Genomic DNA, 24,889 nt, shown 5'->3' with positions numbered 1-24,889 from the left:
TGTCTGACAGTCGCGCCGCTTATAGAAAGCGCAGCGCCGCGGGGCAACTGGAGTCAGTCCCCATCGGGCAGTTTCTCGCATCCGCCTTCGGGCAGGCACTGCTCGCCGGGTCTGCACCACTTGCCGTATCCGCAATCGACGGCCTTTCTGGGCACGCAGCCCTGATTGGCCGAGCATTTGAAGCCGGTGCGGCACTGCGATCCGGTCTCTTCGCACAGGTACCAGCCGGGGCGCGTACAGCCGCCGCCCGGCAGGCAGGTCGAACCGGCTGCGCAGGTCCGCCCGTCGTCGCAGGGCGTTGCAGGTTGCGGAGAGGGGTCGAAATCCGGCGAACTGCGCTCGCATTCGCCGCGCGCGTTGCAGAAGGACCCGCTGGGGCAATCCAGCCGCGAGGCGCATTTGTTTGCCCCTGCCGGCGCGCATCGGGTGCCTCCGGCCACGCATTTCTCGAACGGCCCGCAGGACCGCCCGCCGCCGCAATAGGTGCCCCCGGCCTGAATGCAGAACCCGTCATAGCTGCAGCGTTGGCCGACCGAGCAGCATTTCAGACCGCACTGAAACTGGCCCCCACGGCATTGGCCTTGATTGTTGAGAAACGACTGCGCCTCCGACCCGCCGGGCAGCAGGGCGAACAGAGTGATCAGCAGAAGGCCCAGGGTTCGCGTCATGACGGGGACCATCGTCGGCCCGGCAATGCGCCAAGGCAAGGCCAATTTGCTTTCCCTTCCCGCAAAGCTGAGTAGATTGATGGTCATGGAATCGGCCCTTGACCCCTACACCGCGCGTGCCCTGCTGGAATGGCAGGTTGAGCTGGGCGTAACCGACGCGATCGTCGACGCACCGGTTGACCGCTATGCATTGCCGGATACCGCGCCAAAGGTCAAAAAACCCGCCGCAGCGCAGCCCGCGGTGCAGAAGCCCGCCAAGGCCGATCCGGTGGTCGAGGCAAAGAAGGCTGCGTCTGCGGCATCGTCTCTGGATCAGCTGCGCGCGGCGATGGAGGCGTTCGCTCATTGCGACCTGAAGCGCGGCGCGCGGCACCTGGTCTTTGCCGATGGCACCGCCGGTGCGCCGGTCATGATCGTCGGCGAGGCCCCGGGCCGTGAAGAAGACCGCGCTGGAAAGCCGTTCGTTGGCCGCGCCGGGCAGTTGCTGGATCGGATGCTGGCCGCGATAGATTTGGACCGCGCCAAGAACGTCTACATCACCAATGTCCTGCCCTGGCGCCCGCCGCAGAACAGGGACCCGCGGCCGGACGAGATCGCGATGATGCAGCCGTTTTTGGAACGGCACGTGGCCCTGTCCAAGCCAAAGGTTCTGGTGGTTATGGGCAACATTAGCTGCCAGGCGGTTCTGGACAAGCGCGGCATCACACGTCTGCGCGGGCAGTGGGATCAGGCGCTGAATCTGCCGGTTCTGCCTATGCTGCACCCCGCCTATCTGCTGCGCCAGCCCCATGCCAAGCGCCAGGCCTGGGCCGATCTATTGGATCTGCGCGCATATCTGGAGAACAAGGGATGAAGGTTCTAGCCTTTTCCGACCTGCACATGGCTCGCAATCGGGCTGCTGAACTGGTGGCAGCCAGCGTCGAAGCTGACCTCGTGATCGGCGCGGGTGATTACTGCAACATGCGTCAGGGGCTGGACGAGGCGATGGATATGCTTTCCGGCATATCCGCGCCGATGGTTCTGGTTCCCGGCAACGCCGAAAGCGCCGAGGAACTGGCGGCGGCCGTGCCGGACGGCGTGCATGTACTGCACGGAACAGGCATGACCGTGGACGGGCTGCGCCTGTTCGGACTTGGCTATGGCGTACCGGTCACGCCATTTGGTGACTGGTCCTGCGACCTGACCGAAGCCGAGGCCGCAGAGCTGCTCAATCGCTGCCCGTCGGCCGACATCCTGATCACGCATGCCCCGCCCAAGGGCAAAGGCGATCGGACCTCGCAGGGGCAATCGATCGGATCGAGCGCGGTGCGCGACGCGGTGGAACGGATTCAACCTGACTTTGCTCTGTGCGGTCATATCCACGACAGCTGGGGTTATCGCGGCGAGATCGGTCGCACCCGGATCGCAAATCTGGGGCCCAAGGTGAATTGGTTTGAGGTCGATCCATGATCGAATACGCAACGCTGTTGACCTTCATCCCAGCCGCCATCGCGCTGAACATGACGCCGGGGGCTGACATGATGTTCTGTTTCGGGCATGGGCTGCGGTCCGGTGCCCGATCTGCCATCGTGGCCAGCGCCGGCGTTTCGACGGGACTGATGGTTCATGTTCTGCTGGCCGGGCTGGGACTTGGCGCGGCGGTCGCGGCTATGCCCTGGCTGTTCGACGTCATTCGCTGGCTGGGTGTGACCTACCTGCTGTATCTGGCCTGGGGCACCATCCGGAACGGTGCGGTCCGGACTGACGCTCCAATGAAGCCGTCGGGCCATGCCTTTCGCGAGGGGATGCTGGTCAACATGACGAATCCCAAGATCATTCTGTTTGTTCTGGCCTTCATCCCGCAATTCGTCTCGCCGGCCAACGGATCGGTTCTGGCTCAGTTCCTGCTGCTGGGCGCGATCATCGCTCTGGGCGGGTTCGTCGTGAATGCCCTGGTGGGGTCATTTGCCGGCGGCGCCGGGCGAGCGCTGATTTCAAGCCCGCGGGCTTCGCGAATTCTCGGCTGGGTCAGTGGCGGCGTGTTCGTCGCGCTGGCGGCCCGGTTGGCCATCATGGAAAGAGCCTGACACGACATGTCCCGAATTGATGAAACCATGGAATTCATCCCCATCCGCATCGCTGTTCTGACCGTATCGGACACGCGGTCACTGGCCGAAGATCGTTCGGGGCAAACGTTGGTTGACCGGATCGAGCGTGCGGGGCACACCGTGGCCGACCGCAAGATCATTCAGGACGAGCGCGCCCAGATCGCCGAGCAGTTGCGGGCGTGGGTCGCCGACCCCGCGATTGACGTGGTGATCTCGACCGGCGGCACCGGCTTGACCGGGCGCGATGTCACGGTCGAGGCGCATCGCGATGTCTACGAAAAGGAAATCGAGGCTTTTTGCACCGTCTTCACCTTGATTTCGATGGAGAAGATCGGAACCTCGGCGGTACAGTCGCGGGCCACAGGTGGCGTCGCCGGCGGAACCTATCTGTTTGCGCTGCCGGGCAGCCCGGGGGCCTGCAAGGATGCCTGGGACGGCATTTTGGAAAAACAGCTGGATTATCGCCACCGGCCCTGCAATTTCGTGGAAATCATGCCCAGATTGGACGAACATCTGCGACGGAAGTAGACTGGTCGTACGTTTAACGGCTCATAACCGCCTTGTGGGTTGGTATTTTTTCCGGCCCGGCTACCTATTTATAGACGGCGTCCCGTTGCAACCGGAGTGAAAGATCTATGCGATTTCTGCGGCAGAGCCTCATCGGTGTCTTTCTGGCATCCCTGATGCTTGCGCTGTTGATTGTCGCGGCGCAGATGATCACCGGCGCAGTGCAAGAGGTCATGACCCGCGACAACAAACCCCCGCAGGCGCGCGAACGCGTGTTCGCCGTCACGGTTCAGAAGGCCGAGCCACAAACCGCCACCCCCTACCTGGAGGCATTCGGCGAAGTTCAAAGCCGCAGGCGTCTGGAATTGCGGGCGGCGCTGGGTGGCCGTGTCATCGGGCTGGCGGAAAATTTCGAGGATGGTGGGGTTGTGCGCACAGGCGAAGTTCTGGTCGAGCTGGACCCGGCCGATGCGCAGGCGGCGCTGGACCGTGCGCGGTCGGACCTGCTGGATGCCCAGTTCGAGGAACGCGATGCCGAACGCGCTCTGCTTTTGGCGCAGGATGAGTTGAAGGCCGCCGAATCCCAATCGGATCTGCGGGAACGGGCCCTGCAGCGCCAGAAGGATTTGCTGGACCGTGGTGTGGGCGCGACCGCCAGCGTTGAAGAGGCCGAATTGGCCGCGGCCTCGGCCCGGCAAACCGTGTTGTCGCGCCGTATCGCTTTGGCGCAGGCCGAGTCCCGCGTCGATCAGGCGACGACGTTGCTGGCGCGGGCACGTATCGCTTTGGAATCGGCCGAACGCGATCTGGAGGACATGACCATCCGCGCCCGGTTCGACGGGACGCTGACGGGTGTCACGCTGGTTGAAGGGCGTCTGGTCACGGCCAATGAAAAGCTGGCCGAATTGGTTGACCCGTTTGCGTTGGAGGTCGCGTTCCGTGTTTCGACCGCGCAATACGTGCGGTTGCTGGACGATCAGGGCAAGCTGATCCCGGCACCGGTGACCATCTCGCTTGAGGTGACGGGCACGGACCTGAGCGCCACCGGTCGGATCAGCCGCGACAGCGGGTCGGCCGGTGAGGGCCAGACCGGCCGGTTGCTCTATGCCCGGCTTGATGACGCGCCGGGGTTCAAGCCCGGCGATTTCGTGACCGTTTCGGTCGAGGAACAGCCGCTGGATAATGTCGTGCGTCTCCCGTCTTCGGTTCTGGATGCGCAAGGCACCGTGCTGGTGCTGGGCGACGACGACCGGCTGGAAACGCTCCCGGTCGAGCTGGTACGCCGGCAAGGGGACGAAGTTCTGCTGCGCGGCGCCGGGCTGGAAGGGCGCGAAGTCGTGGTGGGTCGGACCCCACTGCTGGGGTCGGGGGTCCGCGTGCGCCCGGTTCGCATCGAAGACAGCGCCGCGGTCGAGCCGGACATGGTCGAGCTGACGGACGAGCACCGCGCGCGGCTGGTGGCGCAGGTCGAGGCCAGCGACCGCATGTCCCAGGACGCCAAGACCCGAGTTCTTGCTCAGTTGAGCGAGGCAAAGGTGCCGTCGTCTCTGTTGCGGCGGCTTGAAAACCGGGCCGGGGGATAGGCGCCATGATGCGCGAGATCCCGGGCGCGGCCAGCGGCATCCTCAGCTATTTCACGCGTCACCGGACCATTGCCAACCTTCTGCTGGTGGTCATGCTGGTCCTTGGCGCGGCTTCGGCGCCGAACATGCGGGCGCAGTTCTTTCCGGACGTGATCCTGGAACGGGTCAATGTCAACGTCGAATGGGATGGTGCGGGGCCCGAGGATGTGGACAACGGGATTGTTCAGATCCTTGAACCTGCATTGCTGGCTGTCGAAGGCGTTGCCAGCACCGAGTCGACCTCTCGCGAAGGATCGGCTCGCATCGCGCTGGAATTTGAACCCAACTGGGACATGAGCCGCGCCGTCGAAGAAGTGCGCACTGCGGTCGACAGCGTGACCAACCTGCCTGAGGATGCCGAAGAACCGTCCATCCGGCGGGCTGCGTGGCGAGACCGGGTGACGGATGTTGTCCTCACCGGCCCGATCGAGACCGGGCAGCTGGCCAAATTCACGGATGAGTTGATCAATCGGCTGTTCGCTGCCGGTGTCACGCGGACTACGATCCGCGGCCTTGCCGCCCCACGCATCGTGGTCGAAGTTCCCACTGCGCAGTTGATCGCCAACGACATCACCCTGTCCGAGATCGCCTCGGCGGTCGCGGCCGAGGTCACGGCCAATCCGGCCGGGGACGTGACCGGCGCAAACGCCCGGATCCGCACCGGTGTCGAAAAGCGCACCCCGGAGGAGATCGAGCGCATCGCTTTGCGCACCTATCCGGACGGGTCCAAGCTGGTGGTCGGCGATGTCGCGCAGATCCGGGTCGAGGGCGTTACCCGCAATCGCAGCTATTTTGTGGGGGAAAATCCGGCCATGTCCGTCCGGGTGGACCGGTCGAACCTGGGGGACGCGATCGACATTCAGCACACGGTCGAGGATGTGGTCGCCGAGATGCAGGCGAGCCTGCCGGATGGTATCTCGGTCGAGCTGATCCGTACCCGGGCGCAGGCCATTACCGACCGGTTGGACATTCTGATCGACAACGGGCTGGTCGGGTTGGGCTTGGTGGTGTGCCTGCTGTTCCTGTTCTTGAATGCGCGCATCGCTTTCTGGGTCGCGGCCGGTATCCCGGTTGCGATGTCGGCGGCCATCGCCTTCATGTATATCGGCGGGCTGTCGATCAACATGGTCTCGTTGTTCGGCCTTATCATCACGCTGGGTATCGTGGTGGATGATGCGATCGTGGTGGGGGAACACGCCGATTTCCGGGCCCGCCGTCTGGGCGAGCCACCGGTCGTTGCCGCAGAGCGCGCCGCCCGGCGCATGGCGATGCCGGTTTTTGCGGCCACGGTCACGACCGTGATCGCCTTTTTCGGTCTGACCGCCATTGGCGGACGGTTCGGAGAGCTGATCCGGGACATTCCCTTTACGGTGATCGCTGTACTGATCGCATCGTTGATCGAGTGTTTTCTGATCCTGCCGAACCACATGGCGCATGCTATCGCACATTCGGCCAAGGAACACTGGTATGACTGGCCCAACCGGGTTGTGAACAGGGGTTTTCGCTGGGTGCGCGACACTCTTTTCCGACCTTTGGTGGCGTGGGCAATCTGGGCGCGATACGTGGTCGTGGCCCTGATGATCGCCATTCTGGCCAGCCAGATAGCGCTGTTCATCAAGGGCGACGTCAATTGGCGGTTTTTCAACGCGCCCGAGCGGGGCTCGGTCACCGGCAATTTCATCATGGCCGAAGGCGCTACCCGCGCCGACACGATCGAAATGATGCACATTCTGCAGCGCGCCACCGAAGAGCTGGGCCAGATCTACGAAGAACGCCACGGTCGCAACCCGATCGACTATGTTCTGGCCGAGATCGGGGGCAGCGCCGGCTATGGTCTGTCCGCCGCCGATGGCAAGGATGGCGATTTGCTGGGCGGTATCTCGATCGAGCTGATCGATGCCGACCTGCGACCTTATTCCAGCTTTGAATTCGTGGGCGAGCTGCAGGAATTCGTGCCGCGCCATCCCAAGGTCGAATTGCTGACGTTCCGCGGCTGGCGCTCGGGTCCGGGTGGTGATGCCATCGACGTGCAGCTTTTCGGCGCGGACGTGAACACACTGAAATCCGCGTCCGAGGCCCTGCAGGCGGAACTGTCGAAATACCCCGAGGTTTCAGCGCTGGAAGACAATCTGACCTATGACAAGGAAGAATACATTCTGGATCTGACGGCACAGGGTGAGGCGTTGGGTTTCCGCATCGAGACATTGGGCAGGGTTCTGCGTCACCGTTTGAACGGGATCGAGGCGGCGACATTCCCCGACGGTCCTCGCAGCGCCGAGATCCGGGTCGAACTGCCCGAAAGCGAGCTGACCGCAGATTTCCTGGAACGCACGTTGATGCGGTCACCGGACGGGGTCTATGTCCCGCTGGCTGACATCGTCTCGGTCAAGCGCGAGTCGGGGTTCTCGACGGTGCGCCGGGAAAATGGCCTGCGGGTGATCGCAGTGAACGGGGACATATCCGAGGATGACCCGGCCCAGGCCGCGGAAATCACCCGCGCCATGCGCGAGGAAATCCTGCCTGATATCGCCGCCGAGTATCAGGTCGAGTGGCGCATGGCCGGTCTGAGCGAACAGGAGGACGAGTTCCTGACCGAGGCGCGTACCGGTCTGATCCTGTGCCTGACCGGAATCTACCTTGTTCTGGCGTGGATCTTCGCCAGTTGGACAAGGCCGCTTGTAGTGATGGCGATCATTCCCTTTGGTCTGGTCGGCACCATCTGGGGGCATTACATCTGGGGCGTTCCGCTAAGCATGTTCACGGTCGTCGGCCTGTTGGGTATGACCGGGATCATCATCAATGACTCGATCGTTTTGATAACGACCATTGATGGGTATCAGCAGGATCGCGGGCTGGTGCCCTCGATCATAGAAGGCACCGCTGACCGGTTGCGGCCGGTGATGCTGACCACGCTGACGACGGTGATGGGGCTGGCCCCGTTGCTGTACGAAGGGTCGCAGCAGGCGCAATTCCTCAAACCCACGGTGATCACGCTGGTCTACGGGCTCGGGTTCGGCATGGTGCTGGTGCTACTCCTGGTTCCCGCGTTGCTGGCGATCCTGAGTGATATTTCTCGCCCGATGACTGCGATGCGCCGCGCCTTGCGGGCGCCGGACAAGGTGGTCCGGGTCGCGGCCGCGGGGACGAGCGGGGCGATGATCCTCTGGCTGCTGGTCACGATGGTCTGGCCGGTTCTGGCCGGCGCGCCGCTGGGTGTGCTGTCCGGGCTGTACGGCGGCGAGGACGGTCTGGCGTTGCTGAGAATGGGGCTGGGAGCGTTCGCGGCCGGTGCGGTTGCCATTCTGGTCGTCAGCCTGATCGTGTCCGGGGCGCTTTATGTCAGGCTTTCATCCCGGGCCAGTGCCTGAGACAGAAGGTCGGGCACCCGGGCGCTCATGGCAAGGTCGCGGTCCAGCACCTGCCGGATTGGGAACCAACGCGCATCCTGCGCATCATCCGCTGCGACCGGAGTGCCGGATCCGAAGCGGCAGGACACGCCGACCAGCAAATAGTGGGCGGTGATCTGTCCGGCCGCATCCCGGACCAGCAGATCAAGGTTGCCCAGATACGCCTGCGGGGTTGCTTCGATACCGGTTTCTTCCATCAACTCGCGCGCGGCGGCCTGCAGGACGGTTTCGCCCCACTCCACATGGCCGCCCGGAAATCCCCAGAGACCGGCATCGGGGGCCTTGCTGCGTTGCACCAGCAGGACATGGCCCTGATCTACGACAACCGCCAGTGCGCCGATCCGGGGAACCTGCTGCATCCGCTCAGCCCGCGCTGCAGCCCAGAATGTCGACCGCGTGTTTGGTCCCCAGAACCGTGATCCGCACGGCGGACCGGTCCAGCGCAAAGGGCTGACCGTCTGGGCTGATCACCTCGGACGTGGCGGTCAGCCGGTTGCCTTGCCGCTTGGTTTCAGTCTGCGAGGCCCACAGGGCCGGATTCCCCGGTTCGATCACCGCAAGCTCGGCGCCACCGGCCGAGGGCATGTCGATCTGTACCTGCACCTGAAAACCGTCCGCGGTCGGGCTCAGGCGACAGGCCGCGCCGGTAACGCCAGCCTCGCGTGCAGAGAAGGGCCGTTGCGCAAGCGCAGCCGCGATCGCCGGATTTCTTGCTGCGCCGGCGTCCAGTTCGTGGTCAAATTTCAAAGATGCGGGAATGCAGACATCCTTGCACACTCCCAGATCGACCTCGCCGCGCAACCGGACCGGTTTGGATGCGTCCTTGGGCGTAATCCGAACCGGCAACACCAGCTGCTTTTCGTAGCCGATGGACTTCAGGCCGTTCTGGTCAAAGACATGCGGCGTGGGCCAGGTGATCGCAACCGCGCCGACATTGCCGGAGCGGCGCCAATCGAATTCAGGCGGAATGCCGGCGTCACCGGGGGCCCGCCAATAGGTCTTCCATCCGGGTTCCAGATCCAACCGGATCGCGGTGAGATAGGTTCCATCCTCGGATTGGCCGCCATCGATCACGTCCAGCCGGACGATCGAGTCGATCGATTGCCCCTGCGCAGGTGCGGCCAAGGCCAGACAAGCTGAAACAACGGTCAGGACGGGTTTGAACAGCGATCTCATGATCCATAAATGCGATGTGCGAGCAGGTTTGCCAAGTCACGTTCTGGTCACCGGCGGAAATCGCGGGATTTCAGGCGTGATCCCTTGCCAATCCGGGTTCCGCAAGGTCATTGTAAGGGAATAAGCCGCACGAGTTTTTTTGATGGATCTGACTGGAAAACTGTTGATTGCGATGCCCGGCATGGGCGATCCGCGCTTTGATCATTCAGTGGTGTACCTGTGCAGCCACGGCGATGACGGCGCGATGGGTCTGATCGTGAACAAACCGTCGGATTTGCGGATCAAGACGCTTCTTGAACAGTTGAACATCGCATGCCGCATCCCGGTTGTCGGAGAACGCCTTGTGCATTTTGGTGGTCCCGTCGAATTGTCCCGGGGGTTTGTCCTGCACAGCGCGGACTACGACGCAAATCTGCATTCGCTGCACGTGGCCGGCGATTTCAGCATGACGGCGACGCTGGACGTGCTCGAAGATATCGCTTCTGGCACAGGGCCGCTGAACTCGATGCTGATGCTGGGCTATTCGGGATGGGGGCCTGGACAGCTGGAAGATGAGATCGCGGCCAATGGCTGGTTGACGACCGATGCCACATCGAAACTGGTCTTTGACGTTGCCGACGACGAAAAGTGGGAGGCCGCCTTGGCCACGCTGGGTGTCGATCCGCTGACGCTGTCGGCCAGCGCCGGTCGGGCCTGATCAGGAATTGCGCGGCGCCGCGGCCCGGCGCAGGCGGTCGTTGATGGCCGCCCCCACGCCCTCGGAGGGGATCGGGCTGACGGCAATCGGCCGCCCCGTACCGTCCAGTTCGTGCAGATACGCAAACAGGTTTGCCGCCGCTTCGATCAGGTCACCCTTGGCAGATAGATTGCGGTCGCAATCGACATTGCCAAATCCCAGCAGCAGCTCGTCTCCGCGCCGCTCGGTGGCGTTCAGCCGCACCGGCGCATCCGGAGCATAATGTGACAGCAACTGCCCCGGAGCGGTCAGCAGATCTCCGGGCTTGTGGCGGGTCAGGCGCGTGCCCAGAACCGTTTCGATCTGTTCCAGTGCCACACCGCCGGGCCGCAGCAAAGCGGGGGTGTCGGCCAAGCCCACGATGGTCGATTCCAACCCGACTGAACAGGGTCCGTCATCCAGTACGGCGGCGATCCGACCGTCCAGACCTGCGCGCACATGCGCCGCAGTGGTCGGGCTGATCCGACCGGAGGGGTTTGCCGATGGGGCAGCGACGGGTCCGTCAACTGCGCTCAGCAATGCGCGCGCGGTTGGGTGGGCGGGCACCCGCACGGCCAGCGTCTCCAGCCCCGCCGCCACCAGCGAGGACACGCCATGCCCTGCGCGCAGCGGCAGCACCAGCGTCAGCGGACCGGGCCAGAACGCAGCTGCCAGTTGTTCGGCATTGTCCGACCACTCGACATAGCGTTTGGCAGCCTCGACCGAGGCGACATGCGCGATAAGCGGGTTGAAACTGGGTCGTCCCTTGGCGGCGTAGATCGCTGCCACCGCTTCGCCGTTGCGGGCGTCGCCGCCCAGCCCGTAGACGGTCTCGGTCGGGAAGGCGACCAGCAGTCCCTGACGCAGCAGGTCGGCCGCGGCTGCAATCCCGGCGGGATCAGCATCCAGATATTGCGTGCTGTTGGGGATCATGGGTGGTGACGCGGCGTTTTGGTTGCTTGCAACAGGGGGACGGATAGGTAATCGAACAAGCTTAGATGAATACCGGCGCGGGCCATGGATTCCAAGCCCGCCATTGCGACCGACACACGATTTCCGGGGGGAAACCATGCCATATCGCGCTCCTGTCATTGATTACGAGTTCCTGATGGACAAGGTGGTGGGGTTCAAGGACGTCGCCGCGACCGAGAAATTCGCCGAGGCCACTCCGGACGTGGTCAGCGCCATTCTGTCCGAGGCCGGCAAGATGTGCGAAGAGGTAATGGCTCCCCTGCAGCGCCCCGGCGATCTTGAGCCGGCGCGGCTGGAAAACGGGGTATTGCGGACCTCGCCCGGCTATGCCGATGGCTGGAAGGCGATCGCCGAGGGTGGCTGGATCGGCATGAGCGGTGACCCCGAATACGGCGGCATGGGCCTGCCCATGACCGTGACCACCGCCGTCAACGAGATGATGAGCGCCGCCTGCCTGTCGCTGCAGCTGGCCCCGTTGATGAGCCAGGGTCAGATCGAGGCGCTGGAACACCACGCCAGCGATGAGCTCAAGGCGCTGTACCTGCCCAAGCTGATGTCGGGCGAATGGTCGGGCACGATGAACCTGACCGAACCGCAGGCCGGGTCTGACGTTGGCGCGCTGACGTCCAAGGCCGAACCCAACGGCGATGGCACCTATTCGGTGACCGGGCAGAAGATCTACATCTCGTGGGGCGACAATGACTTCTGCGAGAATGTCTGCCACCTGGTTCTGGCCCGACTGCCCGATGGCGCGCCGGGAACCAAGGGGATCTCGTTGTTTCTGGTACCCAAGTACATCCCCGATGAAAACGGCAATCCGGGCGTGGCCAATGACCTGAAGGTGGTGTCGCTGGAACACAAGATGGGCCTGCATGGCTCGCCCACCTGCGTGATGCAGTATGACGGCGCCAAGGGCTGGCTGGTTGGCCAGGAGCACAAAGGCATGGCCGCCATGTTCACCATGATGAACAACGCGCGCCTCGGTGTCGGCGGGCAGGGCGTGGGCGCGGCCGAGGGCGCCTATCAGCACGCGCTGGCCTATGCTCTGGAGCGCAAGCAGGGCAAGACGCCCTCGGGCACGATCATCGATCATGCCGATGTGCGCCGGATGCTGATGGACATGCGGGCCGACCTGTTCGCCGCCCGTGCGATCATGCTGGCCAATGCCGCGGCCATCGACATGGCCAAGGCCACCGGCAACGCCGACTGGGCCGCGCGGGCGGCCCTGCTGACCCCGATCTGCAAGGCTTTCGGCACCCAGACCGGCATGCGCGTGGCCGAAACCGGCCTGCAGGTGCATGGCGGCATGGGATATATCGAGGAAACCGGCGCCGCGCAGTATTACCGCGATGTCCGCGTGACCGCGATCTACGAGGGGACCAACGGCATTCAGGCAATGGACCTTGTCGGCCGCAAGATGATGGATGGGGGCGAAGCCGCCGCCCGCCTGCTGGACGAGATCGAAGATCACGCCGAGCGCGCCCGCGCCACCGTGCCCGAGCTGGCCGGCCCGGTATGGGAGGCGACCGAAACCCTGCGCGAGGCGACCGAGTGGCTGGCGGCGCAAGAGGACATGAACAACCGCTTTGCCGGGGCCGTGGCCTATCTGAACGCCTTTGCCCGCGTGCTGGGCGCGCATTACCACCTGATCGCCGCTTTGGCCGATCCGGATGGTCCGCGCGCCAAGCTGGCGCGGTACTACATCACCGCGCGCCTGCCGGAATACGCGGGCCTGCTGGATCAGGCACAGATCGGGGCCAAAGACCTGTTCGCGCTCAGCGCCGACGAACTGGCAGCGTGATGGACGGCGCGCGGCCTCCGGCGTTTCGCCATCCCTGGCCCGAGCCGCCCGCGCCCGGACAGGCCACCGAGATCGCCGAGGGCGTGCTGTGGATGCGCCTGCCGCTGCCGATGGCGCTGGACCACGTCAACGTCTACGCGCTGGATGACGGAGATGGCTGGACGGTGATCGACACCGGAATTTCATCGAAAAAGACGCGCGGCCTGTGGTCCGACCTGATGGCCGGGCCGCTTGCGGGCAAACCGGTGACTCGAGTGGTGGTTACGCATCACCACCCCGACCACGTCGGCAATGCCGGGTGGTTACAGTCGGAGCACGGCGCCGATCTGGTCTCGAGCCGCACCGCATGGCTGTTTGCGCGAATGCTGACACTGGACGTGCAGGAGAGCTGGCCGGAAGAGACGCTGGAGTTCTACCGCAGCGCGGGCATGGCCCCCGAGATCCTGGCCAAGCGCATGTCCGAGCGGCCCTTCAATTTTGCCGACACGGTCTATCCGATGCCTCTGGGCTTTGTCCGCATCAAGCAGGGCGACGTGATCCGCATGGGCGGGCGGGACTGGGACGTGCATATGGGCAATGGCCATGCCCCCGAACACGCCACGTTCTGGAGCCGCGACGACAACCTGGTGATCTCGGGCGACCAGATCCTAAGCTCGATCAGCCCGAACCTGGGGGTCTATGCCACCGAACCGATGGCCGACCCGGTGTCCGACTGGCTGGAGGCCTGCGAGCGCCTGCAACAGCTGGCACGGCCCGATCAGGTGGTGTTGCCGGGGCACAAACTGCCCTTCATCGGCCTGCCGATCCGCATGAAGCAATTGATCGAGAACCACCACGGCGCTCTTGCACGGCTGCTGGACGATCTGGACGCGCCCAAGGCGGCGTCGGACTGTTTCGTGACCCTGTTCAAACGCCCCATCCGCGACGGCGAATACGGTCTTGCGCTGGTCGAGGCGGTTGCGCATCTGAACCATCTTTATCACACTGGAGCCGTGACCCGGGCGCGCCGTGAGGACAGCGCATGGGTGTATCAGCGCAAAGGTTGAAACGATGCAGGACAAGATCGAAACCTCGGCCGAGGCCGCCGAAGCGGCGGCTCTGCCCCGGTGCTATGAGGTTCATGCTGACCCGGACAGCACGTCTGGCACCAAGGATCTGCCCGAATCCCTGCGCCAACCGGTCGACAGCAAAAGCCCCGCCCAATGGGCGTATGAGCGGCTGATCCTGTACATCCAGAACTTCGAGCAGACCCTCGATGCCGATCACGAGGTCGCCATGGGCTTTACCGGTGGTGACGCCGGGGTGATGCGGATCGAGGGGATGGGATATTTCGACCCCGACGTGATCACCTTCTACGGCTCGGACGGTTCGGGCGCGCGCACCCAGCTGGTGCAGCATGTCAGCCAGCTGAACGTCATGCTGCGCGCCCTGCCCAAAACGGTCGAGGACAAGCCCGCCAACCGCATCGGCTTCCGCCTGGCCGCCAAGCTTGAGGAAAGCTGAGCGTCACGCTTGCAATTCACATCTGCGCGGCCTTGAATGAATTCAGCATTCAAAGGGGGCCGGCGTGTCACATTTCTCAACCGTAACAGATGCCTATCGCGGGGCCTGGGCTCGACGCCGGACCTTTGTTCCCATCTATCTGGCGGTGCGTCTGCTGCTGATCGCGCTGATCGCACCCGGCGTAGCCTTCACCGTGAACCTGGCGGTGATGCTGTCCGATCAAACTGCGCTGACCGATCAGGACATCGCGATGTTCATCCTGTCGCCGGTTGGTTTCGTGGCGGCGGTGGTCATTCTGGGCCTGTTCCTGTTGGCCGAGGTGTTCGTCTTTTCGGTCATGGCCGGATCGCTCAGGATGGGCGAAAGCGACCCGTGGCGGGCCGGCGGGTCGGCGCTGCGGTTGATCCTGTCGCGCCTGCCGACGCTGTTTTCCTTCGCGGTACGCTTCATTCTGCGGGTTCTCGTTCTGGCGGTGCCCTTCGTGGCGGTCGCGGGCCTGATTGCATGGTGGACGCTGACCGAATACGACATCAACTATTACCTGACATTCCATCCGCCCGCCTTCCAGGTGGCCGTCGCACTGATCGGGTTGGTGGTGCTGGCCTTGGCCTGGGTGCTGATCCGCCGCCTGTCGGCTTGGGCGCTCGCCCTGCATCTGGTGCTGTTCGAGGGAATTGCGCCCTCGGACGCCTTTGCCGAAAGCGCCCGCCGAATGGAGGGCAAACGCGGCCGGTTGAAGATCGAACTGGCGCTGTGGCTGGTCGTACGTCTGGCGATCGCTGCGCTGATTGCCGCCGTGGCCAGCCTGTTGTTCCACCTTGTACCTCTGGAACAGGGCACGAACCTGCGGTTTGCCCTGACGCTCAGCCTGCTGGTGGCCGGGCTGTGGTCTCTGGCCGGATTGGTGCTGGCGGCGGTGGCGTTAGGCGCGCTGGCGGTTCTGCTGGATGGGTTTTTTGAACCCCGGGCGGCAGAGCTTCCCCATCCCGAAGCCGGAAATCTGCGCGCCCCGGTTCTGGTGACCGTTGCCGCGGCCGTTGTGGCCTTGTTGGCCGGGATCTGGTTCAGCCAGGACGTGCTGGACCAGATTTCGGCACCCGATCATGCCGACGTGATCGGCCACCGGGGCGCGGCGGCGCTGCGGCCGGAAAACACGATGGCTGCGGTGTTGAAGGCCATCGAAGACGGGGCCGACTGGGTCGAGATCGACGTTCAGGAAAGCGCCGACGGCCAGGTGATCGTGGCCCATGACAGCGACTTCATGAAGCTGGGCGGGGTCAATATGAAGGTCTGGGATGCCACGATGGAGGATATGGCGCAGATCGATATCGGCAGCTGGTTCGACCCCGAATATGCCGATCAGCGCACTCCGACCCTGCGCGAGGTTCTGAAGGCCGCGAAGGGCAAATCCAAGGTCATCATCGAACTGAAATACTATGGCCATGATGTGGACCTGGAAAACCGCGTGGCCGCCATCGTCGAAGAATTCGGGATGGAGCAGGACATCGCCACGATGTCGCTCAAATACCCGGCGGTGCAGAAGATGAAAGCGTTGCGCCCGGACTGGCGCGCCGGCGTTCTGGCTGCCACGGCGGTGGGCGATCTGACCGGGCTGGAGGGCGATTTCGTCGCGGTAAATGCCGGGATGGTCACGCCTGGGCTGATCCGCTCGGTCCATGATGCAGGCAAGGATATCTATGTCTGGACGGTGAATGACCCGCTGCAGATGTCGTCGATGGCCTCGATGGGTGTCGACGGTCTGATCACCGACCGCCCCGCCATGGCGCGTGAAGTGCTACGTGTCCGCGCCGAAATGGAACCGGGCGAGCGCTTGCTGCTGTGGCTGGCCACGACCTTCGGCCTGTCGGTCGATACCGAGGCGATGCGCGATGAAAGCCCCTAGCTTCGGTCTTTTGCTTGCCTGCCTTGCCGGGTCGGCTTCGGCGCAGGATCTGATGCGCGGCGTCGAGATGCCCGCGCATCGGGCTTTGATCGCGCAATCGGTTGGGCAACCATTGAGCGCGTTTGAAACCGATGGCTGCTCGGGCGGCATGTCGTCCAGCTGGCGGCTGGTGGCAGAAACCTTTCCCAGATTTCGCGCGGTTTATGAAAGCCACCCGCCGTGGGAGTCCTGCTGCGTGACTCATGATCGCGCGTATCACACCGCCGGGGGCGCCACGTCCGCCGGCGCCAGTTTCGACGCCCGGCTGGAGGCTGACCGCGCCCTGCGCGCCTGCGTCAAGGAATTCGGAGCCCAGCATGCGCAGGACTATGCCACGCAATACGACATGACGCCCGAGCAGGTGACGTCGGCCATGTCGATCACCGCCGAGGCGATGTTCATGGCCGTCCGATTCGGAGGTGGCCCTTGCACCGGCCTGCCGTGGCGGTGGGGCTTCGGGTATCCCGGCTGCTCGGTTTTTGCCACCGATGAGGCTGCGGGCGACTGAACTCGGGCACCTGCGCGCGATTGACGTCGTGACAGGCCGGAAAATATGATTTATCCAAACCGGCAAACACGCGAATTGGGAATCTTTCGAAATGGCTGAACACAAACACGGCGAGATGGACATCACCGTCCAGACCAAAACCTTCAACGGGTTCATCAAATTCACCACCTACAGCGTCGTGGTGATCTGCTTCATTGCCCTGTTTCTTGCGATCTTCGGGGCATAAGCCGGACTGACGGGTCATGTTTCGCATCTTGATTGCCTGCCTGCTGGCAGCAACCGTCGCAGGCTGTGCCACGTCGCAGCGCCCTCAGGCCGACCAGTCCGAGATCGTTGCGCGATCCTACCGTGACCCGGGGCCCTCAACGCTGACCCTGTACACGATGATCAACACGCGTACGGGGTCTGGCGCGCATACCTCGCTGATGATCAGCGCCAGCGAGCGGGTAATTTTCGACCCCGCCGGGTCGTTCCGCGCCGACGTGGTGCCGATCAAGGATGACGTGCTGTATGGCATCACCCCCGCGGTCGAGCGTGCCTATCGCAGCTCGCACGCACGCGAAACGCATTATGCGCGCATCCAGACCATCCAGGTGACCCCCCAGCAGGCCGAGATCGCCTATCAGCTGGCCAAACAGTCCGGACCGGTTCCGGGCGCCTACTGCGCCAACTCGACGGCTCGGCTGCTGCAGCAGGTTCCCGGGTTCGAGCAGATCCAGACCACCTTCTACCCGGTCAAGTTGTCCGATCAGTTCGGGCAGATTCCGGGGGTCGTCAAGACCGAATATCGTGAAAACGACAGCGCCGATCTGCAGGCGGGGCTGGCGGCCAACAACGCCGCGCTCAACCAGCTGGAAGCGGTTTCAACCAACTAGGTACAGCAGACCATACAGCGTGCCGGCCCCGGCAAAGATGGCGGCCAGCACGTTCTTGGTGATCAACCCGACGCTCAGGGCAACCACGGCCGAGGCCATGCGCGGCAGGTCCGGCTGGCCCTCGGTGGCCGTGGGCCACATGACCAGAGGGGCAATCAGGGCCGGCAGGATGGCCACCGCCGTATAGCGTAGATGCCGCAGCAACCATGGCGGCAACGGACGGTCTCCGACAAAGCCGATGAACACGAAGCGCAGGGCATAGCTGCCGAGCGCCAGCCCGACGATGATCGTCCAGACCGTTGTCTGATCGGGGGTGGTCATAACGCTACCTTTCTGCGTTCCAGCATCACTTCGGCCTGCGCACCGGCCATCATGCCCGCGCAGCCCGCGATCAGCAGGCCAAGATTGTAGGGGATTGCCACGCATAGCAGCGACACGACGATGGCGACCAGAGCCGCGACCACATGGGCCGGAGTGCGCATCATCGGGCCGATCATGGCCAGAAAGGTGATCGGCAGCGCGAAATCCAGTGCCCAGCTATCCGGGATCTGCGTTCCCAGGTAGGCCCCAATAAAGGTGGCCAGTACCCACATGGGCACCAGCGGCGAAACCGACCCCATGAAATAGGTCATGCGCTGCGGAACCGACATGTCCGGTTCCTTTTCGAACTGGACGATCGAGCAGGCATAGGACTGGTCGACCGTAAGATAGGCGGCAAAGGCCCGTTGCCACAGGGGCGCCGCACCCAGATAAGGCGTCAAAGACGCTGAATACATGGCCATCCGCAGGTTCACGGCCAGTGCCGAAACCAGAATGATGGCCGTGGGTGTGCCGTCCTGCAGCAGCTGCAGCGATGCAAACTGCGCGGCCCCCGCAAATACGGCTGCGGTGAACACCATGGTCTGCAGAATGCTCAGGCCCGCCTCGGTCGCGAAGACGCCGAACAGGGTACCGAAGGGCACCGCCACGAAGATGAACGGGGTCCCGTCGCGAAAACCCTGCCAATAGTATGACTTGGATGTGGAGGTTGCCATGGCTAGATCCTATGGTGGTCTGCGCAGCAGTAGCGGGTCAGAGAGAGGGTTGCAATTGGCCACCGAAGTCGATCTGTCGGAATACATCATCGCCCCCGATCCCGGCGCGGCGCGGTTGACCCGCGCGGTCGAAGGGGTGGACCAGAACGGCGAGGTCAGCCGCATCTCGGTTGTCGAGGAGCGCCCGCTGACGATCTTCCTCAATTCGCAAGAGATCGTGACCGCGATGACCATCGGCGACTACCCGGAATATCTGGCGCTGGGCTTTTTGCGCAACCAGGGCATGTTGCGCCCCGATGACGAGATCACGCGGGTCGATTACGATGACGATCTGGAAACCGTCGTGGTGCGCACGACCCGCGAAACCTCGTACGAGGACAAGCTGAAGAAAAAGACCCGCACCAGCGGCTGCGCGGTGGGCACGGTGTTCGGCGACATGATGGAGGGGCTGGAGGGCGTGCGCCTGCCGCAGGTTCAGGTGCGCACCTCGTGGCTGTATGGTCTGGCGGCCAAGATCAACCGCACGCCGTCGCTGTACCTGCAGGCTGGGGCGATCCACGGCACGGTTCTGTGCCGCGAAAGTCGCCCGCTGGTCTATATGGAGGACGTGGGCCGCCACAACGCGGTGGACAAGATCGCCGGCTGGATGTTGTCCGAAGGCGAGGCGGCCGGCGACAAGATCCTGTACACCACCGGGCGGCTGACCTCGGAAATGGTGATCAAGACGGCGATGATGGGCATTCCGGTGCTGGCGTCTCGATCCGGTTTTACCGCCTGGGGCGTCGAAATCGCGCGCGAGGTCGGCCTGACCCTGATCGGCCGGATGCGCGGCCAACGTTTCGTCTGCCTGTCGGGCGAGGACCGGCTGCTGCGCGACGTGGACCCGGCCTCCGTACCGGTCGAGGACAAGAAGCATCGAAGGAAAAGCGCCGATGGGAGGTGAAACATCACGCCCCCTCGGCGTCATACTGGCCGGAGGTTTGGCCACGCGGATGGGCGGCGGTGACAAGGGGTTGCTGCAACTGGGCGGGCAAAGCCTGTTGGGGCATGTGATCGACCGGCTGGCGCCGCAGGTGGCCGGGCTGGCGCTGAACGCCAATGGCGATCCGGCGCGCTTTGCCGATCTTGGCCTGCCGGTCCTGCCGGACAGCATCGCGGGTTACGCCGGGCCGTTGGCGGGCGTTCTGGCCGGGTTGGATTGGGCGGCGGGGCAGGGCGCCGATTGCATCGTCACCGCTGCCGCCGACACGCCTTTCTTCCCGCGCGATCTGGTCGACCGGCTGACGCGGGCGGCGCAGGGGCAGGCGCATCCGCTGGTTCTGGCCACCACGCCGCGCGGCGAGGGCGAGGCTCTGAAATCCGGCGGGCGGGTCAACCGGCACCCGACCTTTGGCCTTTGGCCCGTGGCGCTGCGCGACGATCTGCGGGCGGCGCTGAACAACGGGCTGCGCAAGGTGGTCCTGTGGACCGACCGCCATGACGGGCGCGAGGCGCTGTTTCCGGCCGCCCCGTTCGATCCGTTCTTCAACGTCAACACGCCCGAAGATCTGATCCGGGCGCAGCACCTGTTGGAGCGGGCATGAGGATCTACGGTGTCACCGGCTGGAAGAACGCGGGCAAGACCGGGCTGGTCGAGCGGCTTGTGGCCGAGATCACCGGGCGCGGGTTCTGTGTCTCGACCGTCAAACACGCTCACCACGCGGTTGACGTGGACCAGCCGGGCACGGACAGCTACCGCCACCGAACCGCCGGGGCGTCCGAGGTTCTGCTGGCCTCCAGTCGCCGAATCGCCGTGATGCAAGAGCTGCGCGGCGCGCCCGAGCCGCCGTTGGATGACCTTCTGGCGCGCCTGTCCCCGGTCGATCTGGTTTTGGTCGAGGGGTACAAGCGCGCGCGCCATCCCAAGGTCGAGGCCTTTCGCGCCCAGCCCGGGAACCCGCTGATCGCCGCTGACGATCCGACGATCCGCGCGGTGGCCAGCGACACGCCGCTGGATCTGGACCGTCCGGTTTTTGACTTGAACGACACGCCTGCCATTGCCGATTTCATCCTGGCCGAGGTCGGCCTGGAGCCGCGGCCCAGCCCCTGACCATGCCCGAGGACCGGACCATGCCGAAGATTGCGCCTCCACCGCTGAAAAACGACTGTTTCGCCCTGCCGCCGGGGGTCGAATGGACCCCGGTCGATGACGCGCTGGCCCTGCTGCGCGACCGGCTGCACCCGGTGGCCAATGTCGAGACCCTGCCCGTTGGTCAAGCCTGCGGGCGCGTTCTGGCGCAGGACGTGATCGCGCAGCGGTCGAATCCGCCGCTGCCCAACACGGCGGTGGACGGGTACGGCTTTGCCGGTGGCCGACCCGAGGGCCCGCATGTCCTGCCGCTGGCCGAGGGACGCGCGGCGGCGGGCGTGCCGTTTGCGGGGGCCGTGCCGGAGGGGCAGGCGCTGCGCGTTCTGACCGGCGCGCCGCTGCCCGAGGGGATGGATACCGTCATTCTGGAAGAGGACGTGACCGTGCAGGACGGCCACATCGCCTTCAACGGCCCTTTGAAGACCGGCGCCAACACGCGCAAGGCGGGCGAAGACGTGCAGGCCGGGGCCTTGGCTCTGTCTGGCGGGCGACGCCTGACGCCTGCCGATCTGGCGCTGCTGTCGGCGGTGGGCGTGGCCGAGGTCCCGGTCCGCACGCCCTTGCGCGTGGGGGTTCTGTCTACCGGCGATGAATTGCGTGATCCGGGTCAGGCCGCGGGGCCGGGCCAGATCTATGATGCGAACCGCCCGATGCTGTTGGCGATGCTGCAACGGATGGGTTTTGTGGCGGTCGATCTGGGCCGCGTGGGCGACGACCGGGCCGCGCTGCGGGACCGGTTGGACCAAGCTGCGCAACAGACCGACGCGATCCTGACCAGCGGCGGCGCTTCGGCGGGGGACGAGGATCATGTCTCGGCCCTGCTGCGCGCGGCGGGGGCCTTGCAAGAATGGCGCATCGCGCTGAAGCCGGGCCGCCCGCTGGCGCTGGGCCTGTGGCAGGGTACGCCGGTGTTCGGCCTGCCGGGCAACCCGGTGGCGGCGATGGTCTGCACTCTGATCTTTGCCCGGCCCGCGCTGGGCCTGATGGCGGGCGAGGGTTGGCGGCAACCGCAGGGCTTTGACCTGCCCGCCGGGTTCCCCAAGCGCAAGAAACCGGGCCGCCGCGAATACCTGCGCGCCCGGGTCCGCGACGGCCGGGTCGAGGTGTTCCACTCGGAAGGGTCGGGTCGCATCAGCGGGCTCAGCTGGGCCGAAGGGCTGGTCGAACTACCGGACGGCCCGCTGGACATCCAGCCCGGAGACCCTGTGCGTTTCATACCCTATGGCAGTTTCGGCCTGTGACGGTTTCGGTCTCGCGCGGGTTTTCCCCCGATGAGCGCGCGCGGGCGGCCGCGCTGTTCTGGCAGGCGTTCTCGGGCAAACTGTCGCGCGTCATGGGGCCGGATGCGCGCGGCCTGGCGTTTTTCGAACGGGCGCTGAACCCCGATTTCGCTCTGATGGCGCGGGATGCGGACGGGCGGATGCTGGGGCTGGCCGGGTACAAGACCTGCGACGGTGGGCTGACGCAGGGCAGGCTGGCGGATCTGGCCGGGGTCTATGGCTGGTTCGGCGCCCTGTGGCGGGGCCTTGTCCTGAGCGTTCTGGAGCGCGACCTGAAGCCGGGCGTGTTCCAGATGGATGGCATATGCGTGGCAGCCGAGGCGCGCGGGCAGGGTGTCGGGACCCTGTTGCTGGGGGCGATCAAGGACGAGTCACAGAGGCTGGGCATGCACGAGGTGCAACTGGACGTGATCGATACCAACCCGCGCGCGCGGACCCTGTACGAGCGCGAAGGGTTTCAGGCGATCGGGCAGGACTATACCGGCCCGTTCAAGCATCTTTTCGGATTCAGTTCGGCCACGAAAATGCGGTGGGTCGTGCCCAACGGTGGCTAGTCGAACGTTCCGGCCACTCGGCCCAGCAGCATGAAGGCGCGCGCCGTGCGCGTGTCGCCCAAAGCGGTCAGGTCGGCGTCGCTGGCCTGAGGTTCGAACTCGGCGATCATGGTGTCGAAGCGGCGCAGGAAATGGTGCACCGCATCGCGAAAGATCGGGTCCTGTTTCAACCGCGCCGAGGTCAGCGCCAGGCACGACCGGTCGCGGATACCGCCCAACGCGGCGACCGCACGCCCGCGTTCGCCCTTGGCGAACTGGCGCCAGACCTCGGGGCGGGCCATGTCCGGGCGCAGGTCGTCCATGTAGATGCCTTCCTGGCTGAGCAGGGTCAGCACGTCCTCGGCGGCCTGTACCAGTTGCGCGGTCTTGCGGTCTTTCATGGCGCAGCGCAGGGCGTTGAAGCCTTCGGTATCCTCGGCGGTTTCGGGAAAGTTCAGCGCGCGGATGAAAATGTCGGTGGGCAGAGGAGTCGGTATCTCCTCGGCCGGAGTGCCCAGTTCCAACGAGGTTTGGCCCGAGGGTGCCGCAGGTCTTGCCAGCGGCGCAAGATCCCGCCGCTTGCTGGAGAACGTGGCCAGCGTGCTTTGGGTGTGCCGGGCGGCCGCGGCGATTTCATCCAGTTTCCGGGCCACCGCGGGTTCGTAGGTGCTGGCCGAGCGCTGTTGCTGCGATACATAGGCCTGCCGGATCGCGTCGATCGCGGTCTGCAGCCGGGCGCTTTCTTCGCGCATGATGCGGCTGGCGCGCATGGCCAGCGCCGCGACCCAGATCATCGCGACCGGCATGAACACCGCCAGCAGCATCACGATGAAACTGCCGGCCTGCGTCTGCTCGGGCAGCACAAGAAAGGCTACGGCCACCACCAGCCAGATCAGGCTGAGGGCCGCGGCCGCAATCTCGATCCCGGTGACGCTGGGGCGGCCCGGACGGTCATAGATGCCCAGCCAGGTGGGGCGTTTGCTGTCCGGATCAGGGTCTTGGCCCGACATGACGCGCTCCGATCAGGCGTAGTGGATGCTCAGCACTTCGTACGAGCGCACGCCGCCGGGGGTGCGCACCTCGACACTGTCGCCTTCTTCCTTGCCGATCAGGGCGCGGGCGATGGGCGATTTGATGTTCAGCAGGCCCTTTTCGATATTGGCCTCATGCTCGCCCACGATCTGCCAGGTCTTCTCCTCGTCGGTGTCCTCGTCCACCAGGGTGACCTTGGCGCCGAACTTGATCGCGCCCGACAGTTTGGTCGGGTCGATCACCTCGGCCAGCGACAGAACGCCTTCCAGTTCCTTGATGCGGCCTTCGATGAAGCCCTGCTTTTCGCGGGCCGAGTGGTATTCGGCGTTTTCCTTCAGGTCGCCCAGTTCGCGCGCCGAGGCGATGGCCTCGATGATGGCGGGGCGTTCAACGGACTTGAGTTGCTTGAGCTCTGCCTCGAGCGCGGCAAAGCCCGCGGGCGTCATGGGGATCTTTTCCATATCTTCTTTTTTCCACGCACAAATTGAGTCGCCCCGCCGCATGAGACCAGCGTCGGGGCGAAAGATGGGTTGGCAATTACCTGACCCAAATATGGCGTGAAATGCAAGAGGCCAAGGGGTTTGGCCCCTGCAATCCGCAACTTAACGCCGTCGGGGCGGTGGGGGTTTCCGATTGTGCCGATGCCCCAGCAGATCACCGCGTTTCCAGCGATGCGCCTCGGCGCCGAACCAGAGCATTTCAATCATATTGAACGACCTCGAACTCGATACCGTTGTCATCGTCGAAATAGAACCGGTGGCCGGGTTCATAGTCGGCGTGGTTGTGGGGCTCGAAGCCCGCGGCGCGAACCTTGGCCTCGGTCGCGTCGATGTCCTCGACCAGCACGCCCACATGGTTCAGCCCGCCGACGATGTCATAGCTGCTTTCGCCCGACGGTTTCGGGTCGGCCGGGGCGTAAAGCGCCAGATAGGTATGCGCGCTGCCCACATGCACGGTATAGCCGCCCGCGATGGCCGGGCCTTCCCAGCGGGTCTTCCATCCGAATACGTCCTGCATCCAGGCGGCAGTCGCCTGCGGGTTGCGGACGGTGAAGTTCGTGTGTTCCAGCGTCGCCATCATGGGGTCTCCTTTTCATGTT

Annotated in this window: 28 protein-coding genes; 19 read left to right on the top strand and 9 right to left on the bottom strand. The window is 64.6% G+C overall.

Annotation, left to right across the window (positions count from 1 at the left end):
* Positions 1 to 53: 53 nt before the first annotated feature.
* On the bottom strand, positions 54 to 755 hold the full coding sequence (locus ACR0MM_RS15445; RefSeq protein WP_480697180.1) for a scavenger receptor class F, member 2: 702 nt from the start codon (positions 753 to 755) through the stop codon (positions 54 to 56).
* Here ACR0MM_RS15445 and ACR0MM_RS15440 point away from each other — a divergent pair.
* The 6 genes from ACR0MM_RS15440 (at position 754) to ACR0MM_RS15415 (ending at position 8,252) form a co-directional block, all read left to right on the top strand.
* Positions 754 to 1,521, top strand: coding sequence for a uracil-DNA glycosylase (locus ACR0MM_RS15440; RefSeq protein WP_480697178.1), 768 nt, complete (start codon positions 754 to 756; stop codon positions 1,519 to 1,521). The two genes, ACR0MM_RS15445 and ACR0MM_RS15440, sit on opposite strands and share 2 nt — an antisense overlap.
* The gene (locus ACR0MM_RS15435) at positions 1,518 to 2,117 is read left to right on the top strand and encodes a metallophosphoesterase family protein (RefSeq protein WP_170391788.1); all 600 of its coding nucleotides are present in this window, start codon (positions 1,518 to 1,520) and stop codon (positions 2,115 to 2,117) included. Before ACR0MM_RS15440 ends, ACR0MM_RS15435 begins: the two co-directional genes overlap by 4 nt.
* Entirely contained in the window at positions 2,114 to 2,734 is a 621-nt protein-coding gene (locus ACR0MM_RS15430; RefSeq protein WP_480697176.1) for a LysE family translocator, read from the top strand. The genes ACR0MM_RS15435 and ACR0MM_RS15430 overlap by 4 nt, the downstream gene beginning before the upstream one ends.
* A 6-nt stretch (positions 2,735 to 2,740) precedes the next feature.
* Positions 2,741 to 3,283 carry a molybdenum cofactor biosynthesis protein B gene (gene moaB, locus ACR0MM_RS15425; protein ID WP_480697174.1) on the top strand — a complete coding sequence of 181 codons (543 nt, stop codon included), beginning with the start codon at positions 2,741 to 2,743 and terminating at the stop codon, positions 3,281 to 3,283.
* A gap of 107 nt (positions 3,284 to 3,390) precedes the next feature.
* Complete coding sequence (locus ACR0MM_RS15420; RefSeq protein WP_480697172.1) at positions 3,391 to 4,845, top strand: efflux RND transporter periplasmic adaptor subunit; 1,455 nt, start codon at positions 3,391 to 3,393, stop codon at positions 4,843 to 4,845.
* Positions 4,846 to 4,850: 5 nt separating this feature from the next.
* Positions 4,851 to 8,252, top strand: a complete 3,402-nt coding sequence (locus tag ACR0MM_RS15415; protein ID WP_480697170.1) for an efflux RND transporter permease subunit — start codon at positions 4,851 to 4,853, stop codon at positions 8,250 to 8,252.
* Here ACR0MM_RS15415 and ACR0MM_RS15410 read toward each other — a convergent pair.
* Positions 8,219 to 8,650, bottom strand: coding sequence for an NUDIX hydrolase (locus tag ACR0MM_RS15410; RefSeq protein WP_170445485.1), 432 nt, complete (start codon positions 8,648 to 8,650; stop codon positions 8,219 to 8,221). The genes ACR0MM_RS15415 and ACR0MM_RS15410 overlap by 34 nt on opposite strands.
* Positions 8,651 to 8,654: 4 nt before the next feature.
* Positions 8,655 to 9,467 carry a protein-disulfide reductase DsbD domain-containing protein gene (locus ACR0MM_RS15405; RefSeq protein ID WP_170529969.1) on the bottom strand — a complete coding sequence of 271 codons (813 nt, stop codon included), beginning with the start codon at positions 9,465 to 9,467 and terminating at the stop codon, positions 8,655 to 8,657.
* Between the two features lie 142 nt (positions 9,468 to 9,609).
* Here ACR0MM_RS15405 and ACR0MM_RS15400 point away from each other — a divergent pair, with 142 nt between their 5' ends.
* On the top strand, positions 9,610 to 10,164 hold the full coding sequence (locus ACR0MM_RS15400; protein WP_170367594.1) for a YqgE/AlgH family protein: 555 nt from the start codon (positions 9,610 to 9,612) through the stop codon (positions 10,162 to 10,164).
* Here the strand turns inward: ACR0MM_RS15400 and ACR0MM_RS15395 are convergent, their stop codons facing one another.
* A complete protein-coding gene (locus ACR0MM_RS15395) occupies positions 10,165 to 11,115 on the bottom strand; it encodes an L-threonylcarbamoyladenylate synthase (RefSeq protein WP_480697168.1) in 951 nt (316 codons plus the stop codon). It lies immediately after the preceding gene.
* 136 nt (positions 11,116 to 11,251) lie between these two features.
* Here ACR0MM_RS15395 and ACR0MM_RS15390 point away from each other — a divergent pair, with 136 nt between their 5' ends.
* From ACR0MM_RS15390 to ACR0MM_RS15360, 7 genes are all read left to right on the top strand, one after another.
* Positions 11,252 to 12,955: an acyl-CoA dehydrogenase gene (locus ACR0MM_RS15390; RefSeq protein WP_480697166.1), complete on the top strand. Its 1,704-nt coding sequence runs from the start codon at positions 11,252 to 11,254 to the stop codon at positions 12,953 to 12,955.
* Positions 12,955 to 14,001 (top strand): MBL fold metallo-hydrolase, encoded by a 1,047-nt coding sequence (locus tag ACR0MM_RS15385; RefSeq protein WP_480697164.1) that lies wholly within the window; start codon positions 12,955 to 12,957, stop codon positions 13,999 to 14,001. Before ACR0MM_RS15390 ends, ACR0MM_RS15385 begins: the two co-directional genes overlap by 1 nt.
* Positions 14,002 to 14,005: 4 nt before the next feature.
* Positions 14,006 to 14,458, top strand: a complete 453-nt coding sequence (locus tag ACR0MM_RS15380; RefSeq protein WP_480697162.1) for a DUF6173 family protein — start codon at positions 14,006 to 14,008, stop codon at positions 14,456 to 14,458.
* Between the two features lie 64 nt (positions 14,459 to 14,522).
* Complete coding sequence (locus ACR0MM_RS15375) at positions 14,523 to 16,361, top strand: glycerophosphodiester phosphodiesterase family protein (RefSeq protein WP_480697160.1); 1,839 nt, start codon at positions 14,523 to 14,525, stop codon at positions 16,359 to 16,361.
* Positions 16,348 to 16,908 carry a hypothetical protein gene (locus tag ACR0MM_RS15370; RefSeq protein WP_170372307.1) on the top strand — a complete coding sequence of 187 codons (561 nt, stop codon included), beginning with the start codon at positions 16,348 to 16,350 and terminating at the stop codon, positions 16,906 to 16,908. The genes ACR0MM_RS15375 and ACR0MM_RS15370 overlap by 14 nt, the downstream gene beginning before the upstream one ends.
* A 91-nt stretch (positions 16,909 to 16,999) precedes the next feature.
* On the top strand, positions 17,000 to 17,134 hold the full coding sequence (locus tag ACR0MM_RS15365) for an aa3-type cytochrome c oxidase subunit IV (protein ID WP_093963530.1): 135 nt from the start codon (positions 17,000 to 17,002) through the stop codon (positions 17,132 to 17,134).
* A gap of 16 nt (positions 17,135 to 17,150) precedes the next feature.
* Positions 17,151 to 17,783: a hypothetical protein gene (locus ACR0MM_RS15360; RefSeq protein WP_480697158.1), complete on the top strand. Its 633-nt coding sequence runs from the start codon at positions 17,151 to 17,153 to the stop codon at positions 17,781 to 17,783.
* On the opposite strand, the gene ACR0MM_RS15355 is transcribed toward ACR0MM_RS15360, so the two are convergent.
* On the bottom strand, positions 17,772 to 18,104 hold the full coding sequence (locus ACR0MM_RS15355; RefSeq protein ID WP_170360054.1) for an AzlD domain-containing protein: 333 nt from the start codon (positions 18,102 to 18,104) through the stop codon (positions 17,772 to 17,774). The genes ACR0MM_RS15360 and ACR0MM_RS15355 overlap by 12 nt on opposite strands.
* Positions 18,101 to 18,817, bottom strand: coding sequence for an AzlC family ABC transporter permease (locus tag ACR0MM_RS15350; RefSeq protein WP_170342980.1), 717 nt, complete (start codon positions 18,815 to 18,817; stop codon positions 18,101 to 18,103). The genes ACR0MM_RS15355 and ACR0MM_RS15350 overlap by 4 nt, the downstream gene beginning before the upstream one ends.
* Here ACR0MM_RS15350 and ACR0MM_RS15345 point away from each other — a divergent pair.
* Genes ACR0MM_RS15345 through ACR0MM_RS15325 form a run of 5 tightly spaced genes read left to right on the top strand, consistent with a single transcriptional unit; the run spans position 18,816 to position 22,779 of the window.
* Positions 18,816 to 19,760, top strand: a complete 945-nt coding sequence (locus tag ACR0MM_RS15345) for a formate dehydrogenase accessory sulfurtransferase FdhD (RefSeq protein WP_480697156.1) — start codon at positions 18,816 to 18,818, stop codon at positions 19,758 to 19,760. The genes ACR0MM_RS15350 and ACR0MM_RS15345 overlap by 2 nt on opposite strands.
* Complete coding sequence (gene mobA / locus ACR0MM_RS15340; RefSeq protein WP_480697154.1) at positions 19,750 to 20,400, top strand: molybdenum cofactor guanylyltransferase MobA; 651 nt, start codon at positions 19,750 to 19,752, stop codon at positions 20,398 to 20,400. The genes ACR0MM_RS15345 and mobA overlap by 11 nt, the downstream gene beginning before the upstream one ends.
* On the top strand, positions 20,397 to 20,906 hold the full coding sequence (gene mobB, locus ACR0MM_RS15335) for a molybdopterin-guanine dinucleotide biosynthesis protein B (protein ID WP_480697152.1): 510 nt from the start codon (positions 20,397 to 20,399) through the stop codon (positions 20,904 to 20,906). Before mobA ends, mobB begins: the two co-directional genes overlap by 4 nt.
* A 20-nt stretch (positions 20,907 to 20,926) precedes the next feature.
* The gene (locus ACR0MM_RS15330) at positions 20,927 to 22,186 is read left to right on the top strand and encodes a molybdopterin-binding protein (RefSeq protein WP_480697150.1); all 1,260 of its coding nucleotides are present in this window, start codon (positions 20,927 to 20,929) and stop codon (positions 22,184 to 22,186) included.
* Entirely contained in the window at positions 22,183 to 22,779 is a 597-nt protein-coding gene (locus ACR0MM_RS15325; protein ID WP_480697148.1) for a GNAT family N-acetyltransferase, read from the top strand. The genes ACR0MM_RS15330 and ACR0MM_RS15325 overlap by 4 nt, the downstream gene beginning before the upstream one ends.
* Here the strand turns inward: ACR0MM_RS15325 and ACR0MM_RS15320 are convergent.
* The 3 genes from ACR0MM_RS15320 to ACR0MM_RS15310 all read right to left on the bottom strand — a co-directional run bounded on the left by ACR0MM_RS15320 (position 22,776) and on the right by ACR0MM_RS15310 (position 24,870).
* On the bottom strand, positions 22,776 to 23,768 hold the full coding sequence (locus ACR0MM_RS15320; protein ID WP_480697146.1) for a hypothetical protein: 993 nt from the start codon (positions 23,766 to 23,768) through the stop codon (positions 22,776 to 22,778). The two genes, ACR0MM_RS15325 and ACR0MM_RS15320, sit on opposite strands and share 4 nt — an antisense overlap.
* A 12-nt stretch (positions 23,769 to 23,780) precedes the next feature.
* Positions 23,781 to 24,251: a transcription elongation factor GreA gene (greA, locus tag ACR0MM_RS15315; protein WP_005978981.1), complete on the bottom strand. Its 471-nt coding sequence runs from the start codon at positions 24,249 to 24,251 to the stop codon at positions 23,781 to 23,783.
* Positions 24,252 to 24,489: 238 nt separating this feature from the next.
* Positions 24,490 to 24,870 (bottom strand): VOC family protein, encoded by a 381-nt coding sequence (locus ACR0MM_RS15310; RefSeq protein WP_170406821.1) that lies wholly within the window; start codon positions 24,868 to 24,870, stop codon positions 24,490 to 24,492.
* Positions 24,871 to 24,889 lie beyond the last annotated feature (19 nt).

This window comes from Ruegeria sp. BC6, assembly GCF_056539185.1.
Note: the sequence above shows the minus strand (reverse complement) of the source record. Positions and strands in the feature narration are given on the sequence as shown.